Source organism: Chlorobium phaeovibrioides, assembly GCF_003968655.1.
Classification (GTDB): Bacteria; Bacteroidota; Chlorobiia; order Chlorobiales; family Chlorobiaceae; genus Chlorobium; species Chlorobium phaeovibrioides.
Genome location: NZ_RXYK01000002.1, coordinates 46,266 through 60,446, shown reverse-complemented (window position 1 = coordinate 60,446; position 14,181 = coordinate 46,266). Strand labels below are relative to the sequence as shown.

Here is a 14,181-nt window from a genome sequence, read left to right as displayed (position 1 = left end):
AAATGAACACTCTCGTTACCATGAAACGACTCACACTCCTTGCCGCCCTGCCCCTCCTGCTCTCTCTTATGAGCATGTCGGCCTTTGCCGGCGACGGCACACTGAAACTCAAGGTGAGCAAAACAGAGCGCACACAGGGAGAGTTTTTCATTGTTGAAGCAGAGGGTGCTGAAAGTGAACCCACACTTTTTTTTATGGAACGGAAATGGCAGATGTTTCCTGACAACGAGGGTGGATGGACTGCCATGGTGCCGGTGGAAAACCTCTCCACTCCCGGCAGCTATGCGTTTCTCCTTCGGGACGGAAAGAGAGAGCGGCATCAAAAGGTTCGCATCAGAACAAACAACCTGCCCATCCAGAACATCACCCTCAGAGGCTCCAAAGCCGGCCTGCATGCAACAGAGACTGAAAAAACAAAGGTACGGTCTGCGCTCCAGACCATCACAGCAGAAAAGCTCAATTCAGGCCCCCTCATCCTTCCCTGCAAGGGGGAGATCAGCAGCATTTTCGGACGAAAACGCTCATACAACGGAGGCCCGGCAGCAAGCTACCACAAAGGAGTTGACTTTGGAGCGCCATCGGGCACACCGGTTCTGGCTCCGGCCTCCGGAACCGTCATCCTTGCAGGGACGGTTGAAGACGGGTTCGTGGTGCACGGCAACACCGTCATCCTGAACCATGGCCACGCACTGACCTCTGTATACCTGCATATGAGTTCCATCACTGTCCGGGAGGGAGACCGGGTTCAACGAGGGGAAGAGATCGGCAGGGTCGGCCACACCGGAATTTCCACCGCCCCTCATCTACACTGGGGCACCTATCTCTACGGCATAAGCGTCGACCCCTTGTTCCTCGTTACAACGAGTTCTCCAGAGGGGGCCCCTTAGTTGTCCGCAATGAGATGGGTCAGCATTTCTGCCATCCTCCCGGCTGCGGCACCATCCCATTTTTCCGGGATTTTCGATCGGCTCCGTTCATTTGCAGGCGCGTTTTGGATGTGGCGCGCCTGATGGACAATAGCCTCAGTATCCATACCCACAAGCGTATTGGTACCGATTTCAAGAGTTGACGGCCGCTCGCTCCTCTCGCGCAGGGTGAGGCATGGCACATTCATGACCGTAGCCTCGGCCTGAAACTCTCCTGAAGCGGTCAGGAGCATTGCAGAATCGCGAAGCAGAGCAAGGAGAGCGGAGGGCTCAGGGCGCTCAATAAGCTGTACCCCATCAGGCGGCTCCAGCTTCCAGCCGCCATCTTCAGGCTGAAGAACAATGACAGAAAGAACGGAGGCAAGTTGAGAAATAATGGGGTCCAAAGCCGGATCCGGCTGGCTGCCAGGCAGAAGCAGGGCATACTTTTTCGGCTCGCTGCCGTATCGTCCGGCAACTGACAGGGCCCCGCTCCGCTCCATCAGAGCAGCCAGCGAATCAATTGCCAGATTGCCTGCAAAGAGGAGTCGCTCCTCGTCAAGCCCCTCGCTGACAAGATTGTACAGGCCGCTGTGCTCACTCACAAAGTGCATGTCGGCAATGGTGTCAATGAGCCTGCGGTTCATCTCAGCCTGCTCCTGTGGCTCACCGCTCCGGAGTCCGGCGTCAGCTGCTGCAACAGGAAGCCCGAGCTGCGCAGCGACCAGAGCGGCCGCAAGGGCCGAAGTATCACTGCCGAAAACGACAACCAGATCAGGCTCCGCTCCAAGCAGCCGCTTTTCCATGGAAGCGATGCTCTCCGAAAGACTTAACGGCCTGTTGCCGGGGCTGCAGAGAAGGGGATCTGAAAGACCGAAACACTCTGCAATTTCAGGATGAAGCGGTTCGCCGAGAATGGCAAGAGGAAGAAACTTCCCCGCACTGCTGAGTGCGGAGAAAAACGGAGCAAGAAGCATCACCCCCTGGGGGCCTCCGGCAGCAAGGACAATTTTTTTCACAGCGTGGAAACCTTTGGTTACATTAATAAAACACCACCTTGACAGTGTAGGGTATTTTTTTGAGGACATCAACTTCCAAAGCCTGATGAAACGACTCTTTTCACCCATACTTCTTGCAGCAGGGCTGACCCTGCTGCAGCTGGCGCTGACTCCTCCGGGGGGCCAAAACACACTCCATGCGGAAAACAGTAAAATCATTCTCCGCCATGCCGACATGATAGAAGGCGGCGAAGACGCAGTCGGCCCCTATAGAGCAGCAATAGGCAATGTAGAAATGCTGAAAGGGGAGCTGACGATGACCTGTCGGCGCACAACTGATTATGATGGCCAGAACCGGATCATCATGAACGGCGATGTCAGCATCAGCGACGGGAGCATGGAGGTGTTCGGGGATGATGGGGTCTTCTACACCGACCGTGAAGTGCTTGAGCTGAGCGGAAATGTGCGTGGCCGGATGAAGGACAACTCCCTTGCCGTCCGCTCGAAAAAAGGCATGTTCAACAATGACGAGAGCCAGCTCTGGTTTTATGACGATGCTGTCGGCTGGAAGGGCAAAGATCAGGTCAGCGGAGAAATCATCCTCCTTCATTTCAGGAAGTCTGAAAAGAAAGGGGAAAAGCGAACCATTGACGAAATGCAGCTGCACGGAAACGCCTTCTATACATCCCCCGACACCCTCATTCAATCGCCCGTTGGATACGACCAGATGAGCGGGAAAAAAATCGTGGCGCTGATTGGCGAAAACTCGCGCATTGAAGGCCTCACTGTTACCGGACAGGCCGAAAGCCTTTTCCATCTCTATGACGAAAACAGTAAGCCAACGGGCATCAACTATTCAAGCGGCGACAGAATACGAATGATATTCCGCGAGGGCAGAATGCATACAATGAAGGTGACAGGAAATGCTGAGGGGACAGAGTATCCGGCAAGCTTCAGAGGGGAAGAAAGCATCAACCTGCCGAAATTTGCATGGAGGGCAGCCGAAAACCCCTGGGCACCGCCTGAAAAAAAGGACGCACCTGTATTTGAAGGACTGTTTGACAGGGATAAATAAAAACCTTCCCTCATAAGGGGGAAGGTTTTCCGGATTGAATGACGGCGGGAAAAGCGCTACTTGGCAAAAGGACATGTGCCGGTAGAACAGCCTCCCGGAGCGGCCGGAGGGGAAGAAGATTTTGAGCCTGAAGAGTTATAGTCGGTGCCATAAAAGCCCGAACCCTTCAGCACAAAACCGCCCTCTGCACTGATGACCCTCTCAAGAGTCTCTTTGCCGCATTTCGGACACTTCGTCAGAGCATTGTCCATCATTTTCTGGACCACTTCCAGTTCATTCCCGCAATCGGTGCAACGGTACTGATAGGTTGGCATATCGATCGTCCTCCTTGATTGTTCTGTAATTCTTTTTCAGTGTTCTGTTTTTAGCCGCCGAGCGCCATCAGCGCAGGGGCTGTATTGTTATATAGCCATATTTCAAAAAATAAAAAAGAGACTCTGTTGATTGTCAAAACACGGGCGGTCGTTCTCAGGGAAATCAAATATCGCGACCAGTCAAAGCTCTGTACCCTCTTCACCCGTGAATTCGGAAAACTGACCGTTATTCTCAAAGGGGGGCGCAATCCGAAAAACCGTCTTTCCGGAATCTTTACCGCCGGCAACCTGCTTGACTGCGTCATGTACAGAAAAGCAGAAAGGGAAGTGCAGCTGCTCAGCGATGCCTCCCTGCTCGCGTCTCCCATGTTTCCCGAGGCCGACATGGAAAGGTTCGGCGCACTGTACCGCATGATTGATCTGGTGAACCGAACCACAGAGCGTGATGAAAAAAACCTTCAGCTGTTCACCCTCCTTGAAACGGCACTTCGCGAAATCTGCCGCGAACGGGGCAATTTCCCCCTGCTCTACGCATGGTTTCTTCTTCGGTTCATCTCCATCCTCGGCTTTGAACCGGAACTGCGCAGCTGCGTTTTCACCGGACGGAATCTTCGTGAAGCGCTTCAGGAATGCCCTTCCAGAGGCCTGCGCTTCATCATGAATCCCGGCGGCCTTGCCCTTCCCGGCAACAACCTGCAGGAAGGGGGAAACAATGCACGAAGCCTCACGGCTGAAACTGCATCCCTGCTCCTGTCTCTCAGCACCATTCGTCCAGCTGTTCTGGTTGAGTCACATGCGCAGCCAGCCGACACGGAATTTCTTTTGGCGCTGCTTCAGGACTACTCATCACTGCACCTTGAGCAAAGCGCAACCGGGCGTAACCGCTCCATTGTAAACCAGATTCTGATGAAATAGTGCCCACCCGATTCGGGATTTCATAATCTCCCTGAGTCTTTCTATCTTATGCTCACATCTGCATTTTTCCAGCATCGCCTTGTTTCACTTCAAAACCGCATTGACCGACATGCCGAAACTCACCAGATCAGCTGAACTCTTTGAGAAAGCCAAGAAATTTATCCCCGGAGGAGTCAACTCGCCGGTACGGGCATTCAAATCCGTTGGAGGCAATCCAATCTTCATGGCAAAGGGCCAGGGCGCCTACATGACCGATGTTGACGGCAACACCTACCTCGACTATGTCGGCTCGTGGGGCCCGTTCATCCTCGGCAGCATGCACCCCCGCATCACCGCAGCGCTTGAGCGCACCCTCACAACAATCGGCACCAGCTTTGGCACACCGATTGAAATGGAAATTGAAATAGCTGAACTGCTTGTGGAGATTGTTCCCTCCATAGAAATGGTCCGCATGGTCAACAGCGGCACCGAGGCCACCATGTCGGCCGTTCGCCTGGCAAGGGGCTGCACCGGCCGCGACAAAATCATCAAATTCGAAGGCTGCTATCACGGCCATGGGGACAGCTTCCTCATCAAAGCCGGCTCAGGAGCCCTGACCCTTGGAGCCCCCGACAGCCCCGGTGTCACCAAAGGAACCGCCGAGGACACGCTGAATGCCAAATACAACGACATTGCGTCCGTTGAGCTGCTGGTAGCTGAAAACAAAGGGAACATTGCCGCCATCATCATTGAGCCGGTTGCCGGCAACACCGGCGTCATCCCTGCGAAAAAAGAGTTCCTGCAGGCACTGCGCGACCTTTGCGACCGCGAAGGGATTGTACTGATTTTTGACGAGGTGATGTGTGGATTCCGCGTGGCCCTTGGCGGCGCACAGGAGCTCTATGGCATTACCCCGGACCTCACCACCATGGGCAAGATCATCGGTGGCGGACTGCCGGTCGGTGCATTCGGGGGCAAACGGAGCCTTATGGAGAATGTAGCTCCGCTCGGTGGCGTCTATCAGGCCGGAACACTCTCAGGCAATCCGCTGGCACTGACAGCCGGTATTGAAACACTGAAAATCCTGAAAGACGAGAACCCCTATCCGGAACTTGAGCGCAAAGCTGCATTCCTTGAAGCCGGCTTCAGGGACAACATGCAGAAACTCGGACTGAACTTTGTGCAGAACCGCGTCGGCTCCATGGCCTGCCTCTTCTTTACCGAAACACCGGTGGAAAGCTACGACAGCGCCATCACCTGCGACACGGAAATGTTCGGCAGGTACTTCACCTCAATGCTTGATCAGGGAATCTATCTCGCCCCATCACAGTTTGAGGCAATGTTCACCAGCGCGGTGCATAGCAATGCCGATCTGGAGAAAACGGTCAAGGCAAACTACATCGCCCTCCAGGCAGCAGCAAAGTAACTCCCCCCGAAAATAACGCTGGAGAGTGAAAGAGAAAAAGGAGGCTGAAGAGCCTCCTTTTTTCGTTCCCCATTGAACTCAACAGGGCTATCTGCCGGAACCGGTCTACTCAATAATCCCGGAACGAACCACCTCGCGGGTAATCATTACTCTTGAAGCGGAATCATGCACCATCTGCTCAAGCACAGGAATGAATCGGTCTATTTTCTCCAAATCGTCCACAAGCTCCACAACCATGGGAAGATCCTGCGCAAGCTCCATCAGCTTTGAGGTGTGAATAGCAAGATCGTGGCCGAACGAGAGCACCCCTTTCAGGGCAGTGGCACCGGCCATTCCCTGCAGGCGAGCTTCCCGGACAATCTCCTCATAAAGAGGGCGATGGCCGAAACGGGCATGCTCGCCCACAAAAACCCTCAGCAACTCCCTGGTCTCAAGTTCCATCATGTCCATGGTTTTGCAGCAAGAGTGCCCGAGTAGAGCGCAGCAAACCCGCCAATGACGCTCCCTGCAAGGTAGACCCCTGTATAGAGCAACTGGCCGTCCCTGACAAGCGACGCGCCTTCATACATATACGACGAAAATGTAGTAAACCCCCCACAGAAACCTGTCACGAGAAAAAGACGCGCCTGGGGAGAGATTATCGTGGAGGAAACGGCAAGCTCGCTGATAAAACCAATCAGAAAACTCCCAAGGATATTGACCGTAAAAGTAGCAAACGGAAACCCCGGCATGGAGGGACTGAACGCCAAAGCCACCAGGTAACGGGCAACCGTACCAAGAAAACCCCCGGCCCCTGCAAGCAGAACAGAAGAGAACTGCATCATAAGCCGCTCCTACTGCTCATCATCACCCTTCTGGCGACCCTCAATGCGCCGGTGTGCACAACACATCTCATCATGGATCCCAAGAAGAGTGTTGAAAATACCTATAGCAATGATGGTCGGGGCCCAGAGACCAATAAAAATACCGACCAGCTCATGGTTACCCCCGGTGCCAAAAATGAACACATAAATCGAGAGCAGGATGGAAAGCGTCGCCCCAATAAAATAGTACATCGGATTCATGCGCAAAAAGCGTTTGAAAGATGAGCAAAAACATCTGTTGCATGAATGAAATGTACACATTTGACTCCATTATGAAAACACGAGAGCAGCACGCAATGCATGTGCTCTATGGAGCGGAAGTCGAGAGAATCCGGGATTTAACAATTGGAGAAACGGGCCCCCGGGGTTATATTTCTGTCTTTTCGTTTCATGGCGAAAACAGCAGAACGGCAGTGGCTATCCTCCGTTTTCCCATCTCCCTTCCTTTTCCACAAGGAAATCACTGCTATTTTTTCATCTGTCTGAAGAGAAAATTCTATGCAAAAAACTATTTCACGCCGCCAGTTCCTGAAAGTTGCCGGTGTTCTGGGGGGCATGTCGCTGCTTCGTCCCGTATGGAGCCTCAGCCAGGCGGGAGCACCTGAAAACGGTGGCGCCGTTTCGGGCACCGTCACCTGGGTTCCAAGCATCTGCAATTTCTGCTCCTCGTTCTGTGACATTCATGTTGCCACGAAGGAGATTGACGGGGTCAAGCGAGCCGTCAAAATTGAAGGCAATAAAGAGAGCCCTCTCAACCGCGGACGGATATGCGCACGCGGGCAGGCAGGCCTCTACCAGACCTACGACCCTGACCGCCTCAAGCAGCCTCTCATAAGGGTTGAGGGAAGCAAACGCGGGGAATGGAACTTCAGAGCTGCTACATGGGATGAAGCTTACAGCCACATCATCGGCAAAATGAAGAAGGTCAACCCCTGGGAGATCAGCCTTGTCGGAGGATGGACGGCGTGCGTCTCATACATGCATTTCAGTCTCCCGTTCTGCCAGTCCCTTCAGATACCAAATATTGTAGCATCCCCCCTTCAGCACTGTGTAACGGCGGGACACCTCGGCACTGATCTGGTGACCGGCAACTTCAATGTGCACGACGAAATTCTCGTAGACTTTGAAAACGCCCGCTATATTCTTTTCAGCCTCAACAACGCCTCAGTAGCGGCAATTTCCACAGCCCGTGCCGTCCGGTTCGGTCAGGCGAAAAAAAACGGAGCGAAAGTGGTATGCCTCGACCCGCGCATGGGCGAACTGGCATCAAAGGCTGACGAATGGATTCCGGTAAAACCCGGCACAGACCACGCCTTCTTCCTCGCATTGCTCCACACCCTGCTGCGCGAAAGGCTCTATGACGGGCCCTTTGTTTCAAAGCATACCAACGCCCCGTTCCTTTCTTTTGTGGACGAAAAAGGCGCAGTACAACTCGCTGCAGACAAGGGCGAAGACGGCAACCCTTCAGCATATTATGTTTTTGACCTCATCAGCCAGGAGGTCCGCGCTGTACCAGCGTACACCAACACCAACGAACGCACCAAATCAGGCGCACGGATACAGCCGGGCCTCAACGCCCCGAAAAACCTGACCTGGGAAGGCCGTGCGGTCACAACCGTTTTTGACCGTTTCATTGCGGAATCGGAACAGTACACCCCCGAATGGGCAGCCGAAATTACCGACATCCCTGCGGCAACAATCAAAAGAATTGCCATCGAGTTCGGTCAGGCACGACCAGCCGTGGTCGACCCCGGCTGGATGGGCGCCAGGTATCACCACCTTATCGGCCAGCGGCGTCTGCAGGCCATCATACAGACCCTCGTCGGCGGCATTGACCGTCCCGGCGGCTGGATGATGAACGGCGAACTGCACCACAAGGCAGAGAAGTCCTGGCACAACATGCAGCAGGGCAAGAGCGACAAGGACCTCCTGCCTGTCGAACGCCCCGGCATGGGCTTCGCATACGGCCTGCTTGACATCTTCGCCAACCCCAAGGCCTGGAAGCACGGCATGCCGGCATTCTCGTTCGCATGGGCCGAAGAGCAGGCGAAAGCCGGCAAGCAGTCCGCGTTCCTCCCGGCAATGGCCGATACCGGCCTGCTTGAGGCGGTGAGGGGAGAACTGAAGTACCACGGAAGACCTTACAACATCAAAGCCATCATCCTCAACGCGGCCAACCCGATCCGCCACTACTTCCCGGCAAAGCGGTGGGAGGAGATCCTCTCGCACAAGAACCTCGATCTCGTGGTAGCCGTCGATGTGCTGCCCTCCGACTCGACGCTCTATGCGGATGTTATTCTGCCGAACCATACCTACCTTGAGCGCAACGAACCCCTGCTCTACCCGCTCGGACCCAATACGGGCATCGGCTTCACGACCAGGATCAGGGCCATCGACCCGATCTACGACACACGCGACACGGCCGACATTCTCTGCGCCATCGCCGAGGGGATGGGCAAGCTCGACTCTTACATCCACGGAGTAGCCGAATACGCGGGTCTTGATCATGCAATGCTGAAGCGCGAAGTCGCAGCCGCAAAAAAAGCCGGCAAACCGCTGAACGAGGCGTTCCTGAAAACCGCCTATGAAGCCATGGGACACTTTGCCGGGCATGTGACCGGCAAGCACATGAGCGCCGCCGAGGTGGAAGCGACCATCATGGACAAGGGGCTGCTCATGCTGAAAGACGCCGATACGGTGGTTGACGAAATGAACATGCCGGGCAAAATCCCCGTACCGACATCCACCGGACGGCTCGAGCTCTTCAGCCCGATCCTATCATCCTTCGGTGAAAAAGCCGGACGCAAACCCATCTTTGACCCGATTCTTGGGTATGTGCCGAGGGTAATCAGCGACACCTCTCCCGAACCCGCCCTCAAGGCGGACGAATTCTACTTCACCTACGGCAAGGTTCCTGTGGTGTCGCACGCATCGACCAACAACAACAACGCGGTGCTTGCCGCTGTGACAAAACCCAAAGAGGGCGCATTCACGGGCCTCTGGATGAACGCCACGAAGGCGCTTGCACTCGGCCTCCGGGAGGGTCAGGAGGTGGAAGTAACCAACCTCCGCTACGGCCCGAAAGTAACGGCAACGCTCTTCGTCACCGAGATGATACGCCCGGACACGGTCTTCCTCCCTTCGTCCTACGGAAGCCGCAACAAGATGCTCTCGGTCGCAGGAGGAAAAGGAACGGCACTGAACGAGCTGATGCCTTACAGCCTCGAGCCGATAGCAGCATCGTTCATGTCACAGGAATTTACGGTAAGCGTCACGCCCGTCAACAGTTAAATGGAGGAGTAAGCACCTATGGCGCGATATGGAATGGTAATGGACATGCGAACCTGCGTTGGATGCCAGGCCTGTATGGCTGCGTGCACGGCGGAAAACCAGACCCCGTTCTGGAACGAAAAGTTCCGCACGCATGTCGAAGACAAGGCTGAAGGCATCTTCCCTGATGTACGAAGAGTTCTGCTTCCGAGGCTCTGCATGCACTGTGAAAACACACCATGCCTCACAGCCTGCCCGACCGGGGCCACATACATGACTGAGGACGGCATTGTCAAGGTCAACTATGACCGATGCATCGGCTGCTACGCCTGCTGCATTGCCTGCCCCTACGATGCACGGTACGCCTACGACGGTGAGGATGTGAAAAAGGAAGAAGAGGTTTACGGCAAATTCACCAGCCACGATCAGCCGCATGTTGACAAATGCACATTCTGCGACCACAGGGTTTCAGAGGGGCGCGAACCCGCATGCGTCAGCACCTGCCCGACCCATACAAGGATTTTCGGCGACCTCGACGATCCCGAAAGCGAAGTACACAAACTGGCAACGAGCGGCAAAGCCCAGGCATTGAACCCGCAGCTCGGAACATCCCCGAAAGTATTTTACATCCCATCATAGTTTAGGAGGAGGACCATTATGACATTTGTTCATCAGGAAGTGTGGCACTGGCAGATTGCCACATACCTTTTCTTGGGCGGACTTGGCGGCGCAACATTTGCAATCAGCGCCCTCATTCACCTGTTTGAAGGGTGCGACCGCAAAATGCTCTCAATAGCTGTCATGTCGTCGATAGGGTTCCTTGTTCTCGGGACCATCTTCCTCCTTGCCGACATGCTCCAGCCGCTGAAGGCGATTTATGCGCTCACAAACCCGAGCTCATGGATATTCTGGGGTGTTATTTTCATCAACTTCTATTTTATTGCGGCCATTGCCTATGTCATACCCCTTCTTGAGGTATGGCCGAAGCTGCTGCCCATCATCAAGAAAATCCCTACCGGCATACTCAGCCTGCTTGAGCGCTTCAACAACCTTGCCGCTCTCGTTGGATCAGCCGCCGGATTCCTTGTTGCCATCTATACCGGCCTGCTCATTTCTGCAGCACCAGCCATCAGCTTCTGGAACACACCTGCCCTGCCGCTGCTCTTCGTCATCTCCGGATTCTCGACAGGGGCCGCGTTTCTTCTCCTTCTCTCAACCTTCTCAAACAACGAAGAGTCGTGGAAAATCGCCGCAAAGCTTGAGGAGCTGGACGCAATCCTGATTGTAACCGAACTGATCATCCTCGGAGCCTACTTCAACTTCGCCCTTTTCCTCCCCACCGGAGCCAGAGAATCAGCACAAGTTCTTTTCCACAGCCCGGTATTCATCATCGGCTTCTTCATACTTGGCCTCATCGTCCCCCTTGCCATTGAAACCCACGGAATCTTTTTTGCGGACCATACGAAGAAATCCAGAAGCCTGCTCATGGCAGCAAGTATTTTCGTACTGGTAGGCGGATTCCTCCTCCGGTACTATGTTCTCAAGGCGGGTCTCTACCAGTTCCCCTGGTAGGCATCAAGCCCCGAACCGGCAACAGACACCCAAAAGCCCGTCCAGCAAAAGAGCCGGACGGGCTTTTAACTCATAGGATACAATGAACGATCCCCAACAACGGGCACTTCACTTCAGGTTTTTCAGCAGGGCATTCGCATACCCGAACGAAGCCTTCATGCCCGAACTCCGTAAATGCGCAACAGAGCTGACTGATACCCCCGAAATATTCATGGCGTTGATCGGCGCATTTGAGCAGGAAGAGACAGAGCAGCTTCAGGGTGAATATACCCAGCTCTTCCTCAACGGCTACCCGACCACACCCTGCGTACCCTACGAATCGGTATACCTCGAAAAACGCATGCTCGGAGAATCATCCATTGGCGTTCAGGCAGCTTACAGTGAGTGGGAAATGACCGTCGCGCCAGGTCTTATTGACCACATTGCCACCGAATTCGAATTCCTCGCCTTCCTCGCCTCAGCCGAATCCATGGAAGGCTCACTCGCCAAAGATGCCCGTACCGCCAGAGAAACATTCATGAAAGAACACCTCTGCCGCTGGATGCCGCGCCTCGCTGCCGATATGGCAAAATCCGCCAGAATGGAGCCCTACCGTATCCTCGCCGCCGCCCTCAAGACAATCTCCTGCACCGACTGACCAAACTAAAAGTTGGGGACACTCATGACAGAGTGTACTAATTAGTACACTCTGTCATGAGTGTCCCCAACTTTTACGCGGTTTTTTCGTGATGGACGGCTTTGAGGATTTTGATGTTGAGGATGATGAAGCGCCAGAGCTGATAGAGCCGGCAGCGCATCAGGAACTTTTGGAATGTTGTGGGCCTCATGGCGTCTCCTGTGGTTTGGTTATTCGGGGATGTACTGCCAGCCGATGCGGCCCTGGAATTTGTGCATGAAGGTGGTTTCCACCATCTGCTTGAGCCAGGCGCCGCTGATTCCCCTCTCTACTCTGGTGACGAACATGTCACGACCTTCGCTGTTGTCGTAGTGGGTGTGGTCGGGAACGACGGGGTAGATGATCATGACAATGGCGGAGCCGTTCCAGAGGGATTTACCGTTGGAGGCTATGCAGACGGTCAGCATTTCGGTCATGCGTTCGCGGTGGGTCATGCGGCCTGTCCGTATCAGGTCAATCACATTGAAGGCGACCACCCTGCCGGTGACACCGGAAATCATGCCGGTTCTTGGGGCGCCGGCGATAATGGCTGTCCCGTTTTTTGTGATGTGGGGGCGGGAGATCGGCCCGGGAGGGGCAAAAGCGATGCCGGCGGAGAAAATATTTTTATAGATCGGGTGGTTGTATTGCGCAGGCCAGGCCTGGGGTGTGTGGCGGAGTTCGTCGTACTCAAGGCCGTAAATGCCATCGGCATAGATGAAACCTGCCGGGTTGCATACCTTTGAGGTGATGTCGTTCCCCTCACCGTCGAAAAAGGGAAAGGTGACCCCTTTCGACTGGGGAATGAGCATGGCAAAATCGTAATCGGTCTGGCCATAATTGCCCTCAAAATCCTCCCAGTGGATACTGCGTTCATCTACCGAGTGTACGCCGCGGCGGACTGCTTTTTCAATACCGAACTCGTCCATGGCATCCTCGATGAGGTCGCCCCCACGGGCAATTCTGCCGTCCTGGCGCACAACATTGATGCCGCCAACGCCGAAGTCGCCTATTTCGGGTTCATTGGAGAGGTATACAAGATCCGCCCTGTCGCGCAATCCTCTTTGTGTGAGGTCGTGATGGATGTTGGTGATGTACTCGAATGCCGCTCCCTGGCAGGCGGCCATGGGGTGACCTGTACCGATAACCAGCTTGCGCCGCTCGCCCCGTCTCATGCGCTCCACGGCCTCAAGGTAGGCATCACGAGTCTGGATGGCGGTATCGAAATGGCAGATAGACCGGGTGAACTTATGGGGTCCGAGACCGGGTGTCGCATCATAATTCATGTGGGCGCCGGTTGCAATAATCAGATAGTCATACTCCAGTATAACCTGAGAGGGAGAGCCGGCAGATTCAAGAACCACATGGTTGTTATCGGGATGGACCGAAACAGCCACTCCCTGAATGAAGTTCACATTGAATTTGTCATAAATCGGCTTTAACTTGAATACGGTGTTCCGGGGCTTGACCGCATCAATACCGAGCCATACCCATGAGGGCACAAATCCGAAATAATCAAACTTGTGGACAACCGTTATTTCATGCTCTTTACCCAGGGAGTCCCCCAAGTACATTGCGGCAGTATGGCCTGCAAAGCCGGCGCCGATAATGACAACCTTTGCCATGGTGATCTTCTCCCGTTTATACTTAGTGCGAGGCAGCTTGAGGAAAGTCCTTTCGGAGAGCAACACCATAAAATACTGTTAAAAAAAGACAGAAGCGAACAGATGAGATGGCAACGGGCGAAGAAGCCCTGAGGAACAACAACAGAGATAAGGAATGCAAAAGAAACGGCTGGTTGGCATTGATTACGGAACCAAACGCATAGGACTGGCCGTGGCCGATCCACTCCGCATATTTGCCCGTCCTGTGGGCACATTCAGCCGCGAAGGGCTACAGGGGGCGCTGGAGGAGATTGAACGCCAGGACGGTATTGCAACACTCGTTGTTGGTTACCCGCTCAGCTCCGGAGGCGAAACAAACGCAATGACCGGCGTCATTGACCGCTTTATTACAGAGCTCGGGGAGGCGTTTCCCGATGTCGCAATTGAACGGGTTGATGAGTACCACTCCTCCCGTGAGGCCGTGCACATTCTTGCTGCAGCGGGAGGGAGCAGAAAAGATCGCCAGAAAAAGGGGCGGCTCGACACGGCAGCCGCCTGCGTGCTGCTCACCCGTTACCTTGAAGAAAGCTCCGGAAGCCTGTAAG

General features: G+C 54.5%; 15 protein-coding genes. 9 read left to right on the top strand and 6 right to left on the bottom strand.

All coding sequences use genetic code 11. The annotated features are described in order from the left end of the window. Positions 1-20: 20 nt before the first annotated feature. Positions 21-887 (top strand): M23 family metallopeptidase, encoded by an 867-nt coding sequence (locus EKD02_RS01930; RefSeq protein ID WP_244924382.1) that lies wholly within the window; start codon positions 21-23, stop codon positions 885-887. Here EKD02_RS01930 and EKD02_RS01925 read toward each other — a convergent pair. Next, on the bottom strand, positions 884-1,924 hold the full coding sequence (locus EKD02_RS01925; protein ID WP_185805677.1) for a UDP-N-acetylglucosamine 2-epimerase: 1,041 nt from the start codon (positions 1,922-1,924) through the stop codon (positions 884-886). The two genes, EKD02_RS01930 and EKD02_RS01925, sit on opposite strands and share 4 nt — an antisense overlap. A gap of 85 nt (positions 1,925-2,009) precedes the next feature. Between EKD02_RS01925 and EKD02_RS01920 the strand changes: the two genes are divergently transcribed. After that, positions 2,010-2,978, top strand: a complete 969-nt coding sequence (locus tag EKD02_RS01920; RefSeq protein WP_126383557.1) for a hypothetical protein — start codon at positions 2,010-2,012, stop codon at positions 2,976-2,978. A gap of 56 nt (positions 2,979-3,034) precedes the next feature. On the opposite strand, the gene EKD02_RS01915 is transcribed toward EKD02_RS01920, so the two are convergent. Further along, positions 3,035-3,292, bottom strand: coding sequence for an FmdB family zinc ribbon protein (locus EKD02_RS01915; protein ID WP_011890912.1), 258 nt, complete (start codon positions 3,290-3,292; stop codon positions 3,035-3,037). A gap of 126 nt (positions 3,293-3,418) precedes the next feature. On the opposite strand from EKD02_RS01915, the gene recO reads away from it, so the two are divergent. After that, the gene (gene recO, locus EKD02_RS01910) at positions 3,419-4,207 is read left to right on the top strand and encodes a DNA repair protein RecO (RefSeq protein WP_041469915.1); all 789 of its coding nucleotides are present in this window, start codon (positions 3,419-3,421) and stop codon (positions 4,205-4,207) included. A gap of 109 nt (positions 4,208-4,316) precedes the next feature. Continuing rightward, a complete protein-coding gene (gene hemL / locus EKD02_RS01905; protein ID WP_011890914.1) occupies positions 4,317-5,612 on the top strand; it encodes a glutamate-1-semialdehyde 2,1-aminomutase in 1,296 nt (431 codons plus the stop codon). A 105-nt stretch (positions 5,613-5,717) separates the two neighbouring features. Here the strand turns inward: hemL and EKD02_RS01900 are convergent, their stop codons facing one another. Genes EKD02_RS01900 through EKD02_RS01890 form a run of 3 tightly spaced genes read right to left on the bottom strand, consistent with a single transcriptional unit; the run spans position 5,718 to position 6,676 of the window. Next, the gene (locus EKD02_RS01900) at positions 5,718-6,062 is read right to left on the bottom strand and encodes a DUF190 domain-containing protein (RefSeq protein ID WP_011890915.1); all 345 of its coding nucleotides are present in this window, start codon (positions 6,060-6,062) and stop codon (positions 5,718-5,720) included. Continuing rightward, a complete protein-coding gene (gene crcB / locus EKD02_RS01895) occupies positions 6,053-6,436 on the bottom strand; it encodes a fluoride efflux transporter CrcB (RefSeq protein WP_011890916.1) in 384 nt (127 codons plus the stop codon). The genes EKD02_RS01900 and crcB overlap by 10 nt, the downstream gene beginning before the upstream one ends. A 9-nt stretch (positions 6,437-6,445) precedes the next feature. Continuing rightward, positions 6,446-6,676 carry a hypothetical protein gene (locus EKD02_RS01890; protein WP_126383692.1) on the bottom strand — a complete coding sequence of 77 codons (231 nt, stop codon included), beginning with the start codon at positions 6,674-6,676 and terminating at the stop codon, positions 6,446-6,448. Between the two features lie 297 nt (positions 6,677-6,973). On the opposite strand from EKD02_RS01890, the gene EKD02_RS01885 reads away from it, so the two are divergent. The 4 genes from EKD02_RS01885 to EKD02_RS01870 all read left to right on the top strand — a co-directional run bounded on the left by EKD02_RS01885 (position 6,974) and on the right by EKD02_RS01870 (position 11,954). Next, positions 6,974-9,766 carry a molybdopterin-dependent oxidoreductase gene (locus EKD02_RS01885; RefSeq protein ID WP_126341617.1) on the top strand — a complete coding sequence of 931 codons (2,793 nt, stop codon included), beginning with the start codon at positions 6,974-6,976 and terminating at the stop codon, positions 9,764-9,766. An 18-nt stretch (positions 9,767-9,784) separates the two neighbouring features. Then, positions 9,785-10,384 carry a 4Fe-4S dicluster domain-containing protein gene (locus EKD02_RS01880; protein WP_011890919.1) on the top strand — a complete coding sequence of 200 codons (600 nt, stop codon included), beginning with the start codon at positions 9,785-9,787 and terminating at the stop codon, positions 10,382-10,384. An 18-nt stretch (positions 10,385-10,402) separates the two neighbouring features. Next, positions 10,403-11,317 (top strand): NrfD/PsrC family molybdoenzyme membrane anchor subunit, encoded by a 915-nt coding sequence (gene nrfD / locus EKD02_RS01875; RefSeq protein ID WP_011890920.1) that lies wholly within the window; start codon positions 10,403-10,405, stop codon positions 11,315-11,317. An 82-nt stretch (positions 11,318-11,399) separates the two neighbouring features. Beyond that, on the top strand, positions 11,400-11,954 hold the full coding sequence (locus tag EKD02_RS01870) for a TorD/DmsD family molecular chaperone (RefSeq protein WP_126383555.1): 555 nt from the start codon (positions 11,400-11,402) through the stop codon (positions 11,952-11,954). Between the two features lie 209 nt (positions 11,955-12,163). On the opposite strand, the gene EKD02_RS01865 is transcribed toward EKD02_RS01870, so the two are convergent. Further along, entirely contained in the window at positions 12,164-13,597 is a 1,434-nt protein-coding gene (locus EKD02_RS01865) for an NAD(P)/FAD-dependent oxidoreductase (RefSeq protein WP_041470237.1), read from the bottom strand. A 154-nt stretch (positions 13,598-13,751) separates the two neighbouring features. Between EKD02_RS01865 and ruvX the strand changes: the two genes are divergently transcribed. Next, on the top strand, positions 13,752-14,180 hold the full coding sequence (ruvX, locus tag EKD02_RS01860) for a Holliday junction resolvase RuvX (protein WP_011890923.1): 429 nt from the start codon (positions 13,752-13,754) through the stop codon (positions 14,178-14,180). The last annotated feature ends 1 nt before the right edge of the window (position 14,181 follow it).

Bases quoted from the DNA above. Each gene is read 5' to 3' on its own strand.
- EKD02_RS01900 (WP_011890915.1), bottom strand. From the start codon at position 6,062: ATGGACATGATGGAACTTGAGACCAGGGAGTTGCTGAGGGTTTTTGTG.
- hemL (WP_011890914.1), top strand. From the start codon at position 4,317: ATGCCGAAACTCACCAGATCAGCTGAACTCTTTGAGAAAGCCAAGAAA.
- ruvX (WP_011890923.1), top strand. From the start codon at position 13,752: ATGCAAAAGAAACGGCTGGTTGGCATTGATTACGGAACCAAACGCATA.
- crcB (WP_011890916.1), bottom strand. From the start codon at position 6,436: ATGATGCAGTTCTCTTCTGTTCTGCTTGCAGGGGCCGGGGGTTTTCTT.
- EKD02_RS01880 (WP_011890919.1), top strand. From the start codon at position 9,785: ATGGCGCGATATGGAATGGTAATGGACATGCGAACCTGCGTTGGATGC.
- EKD02_RS01870 (WP_126383555.1), top strand. From the start codon at position 11,400: ATGAACGATCCCCAACAACGGGCACTTCACTTCAGGTTTTTCAGCAGG.
- EKD02_RS01865 (WP_041470237.1), bottom strand. From the start codon at position 13,597: ATGGCAAAGGTTGTCATTATCGGCGCCGGCTTTGCAGGCCATACTGCC.
- EKD02_RS01920 (WP_126383557.1), top strand. From the start codon at position 2,010: ATGAAACGACTCTTTTCACCCATACTTCTTGCAGCAGGGCTGACCCTG.
- EKD02_RS01890 (WP_126383692.1), bottom strand. From the start codon at position 6,676: ATGAATCCGATGTACTATTTTATTGGGGCGACGCTTTCCATCCTGCTC.
- nrfD (WP_011890920.1), top strand. From the start codon at position 10,403: ATGACATTTGTTCATCAGGAAGTGTGGCACTGGCAGATTGCCACATAC.
- EKD02_RS01885 (WP_126341617.1), top strand. From the start codon at position 6,974: ATGCAAAAAACTATTTCACGCCGCCAGTTCCTGAAAGTTGCCGGTGTT.
- EKD02_RS01915 (WP_011890912.1), bottom strand. From the start codon at position 3,292: ATGCCAACCTATCAGTACCGTTGCACCGATTGCGGGAATGAACTGGAA.
- EKD02_RS01930 (WP_244924382.1), top strand. From the start codon at position 21: ATGAAACGACTCACACTCCTTGCCGCCCTGCCCCTCCTGCTCTCTCTT.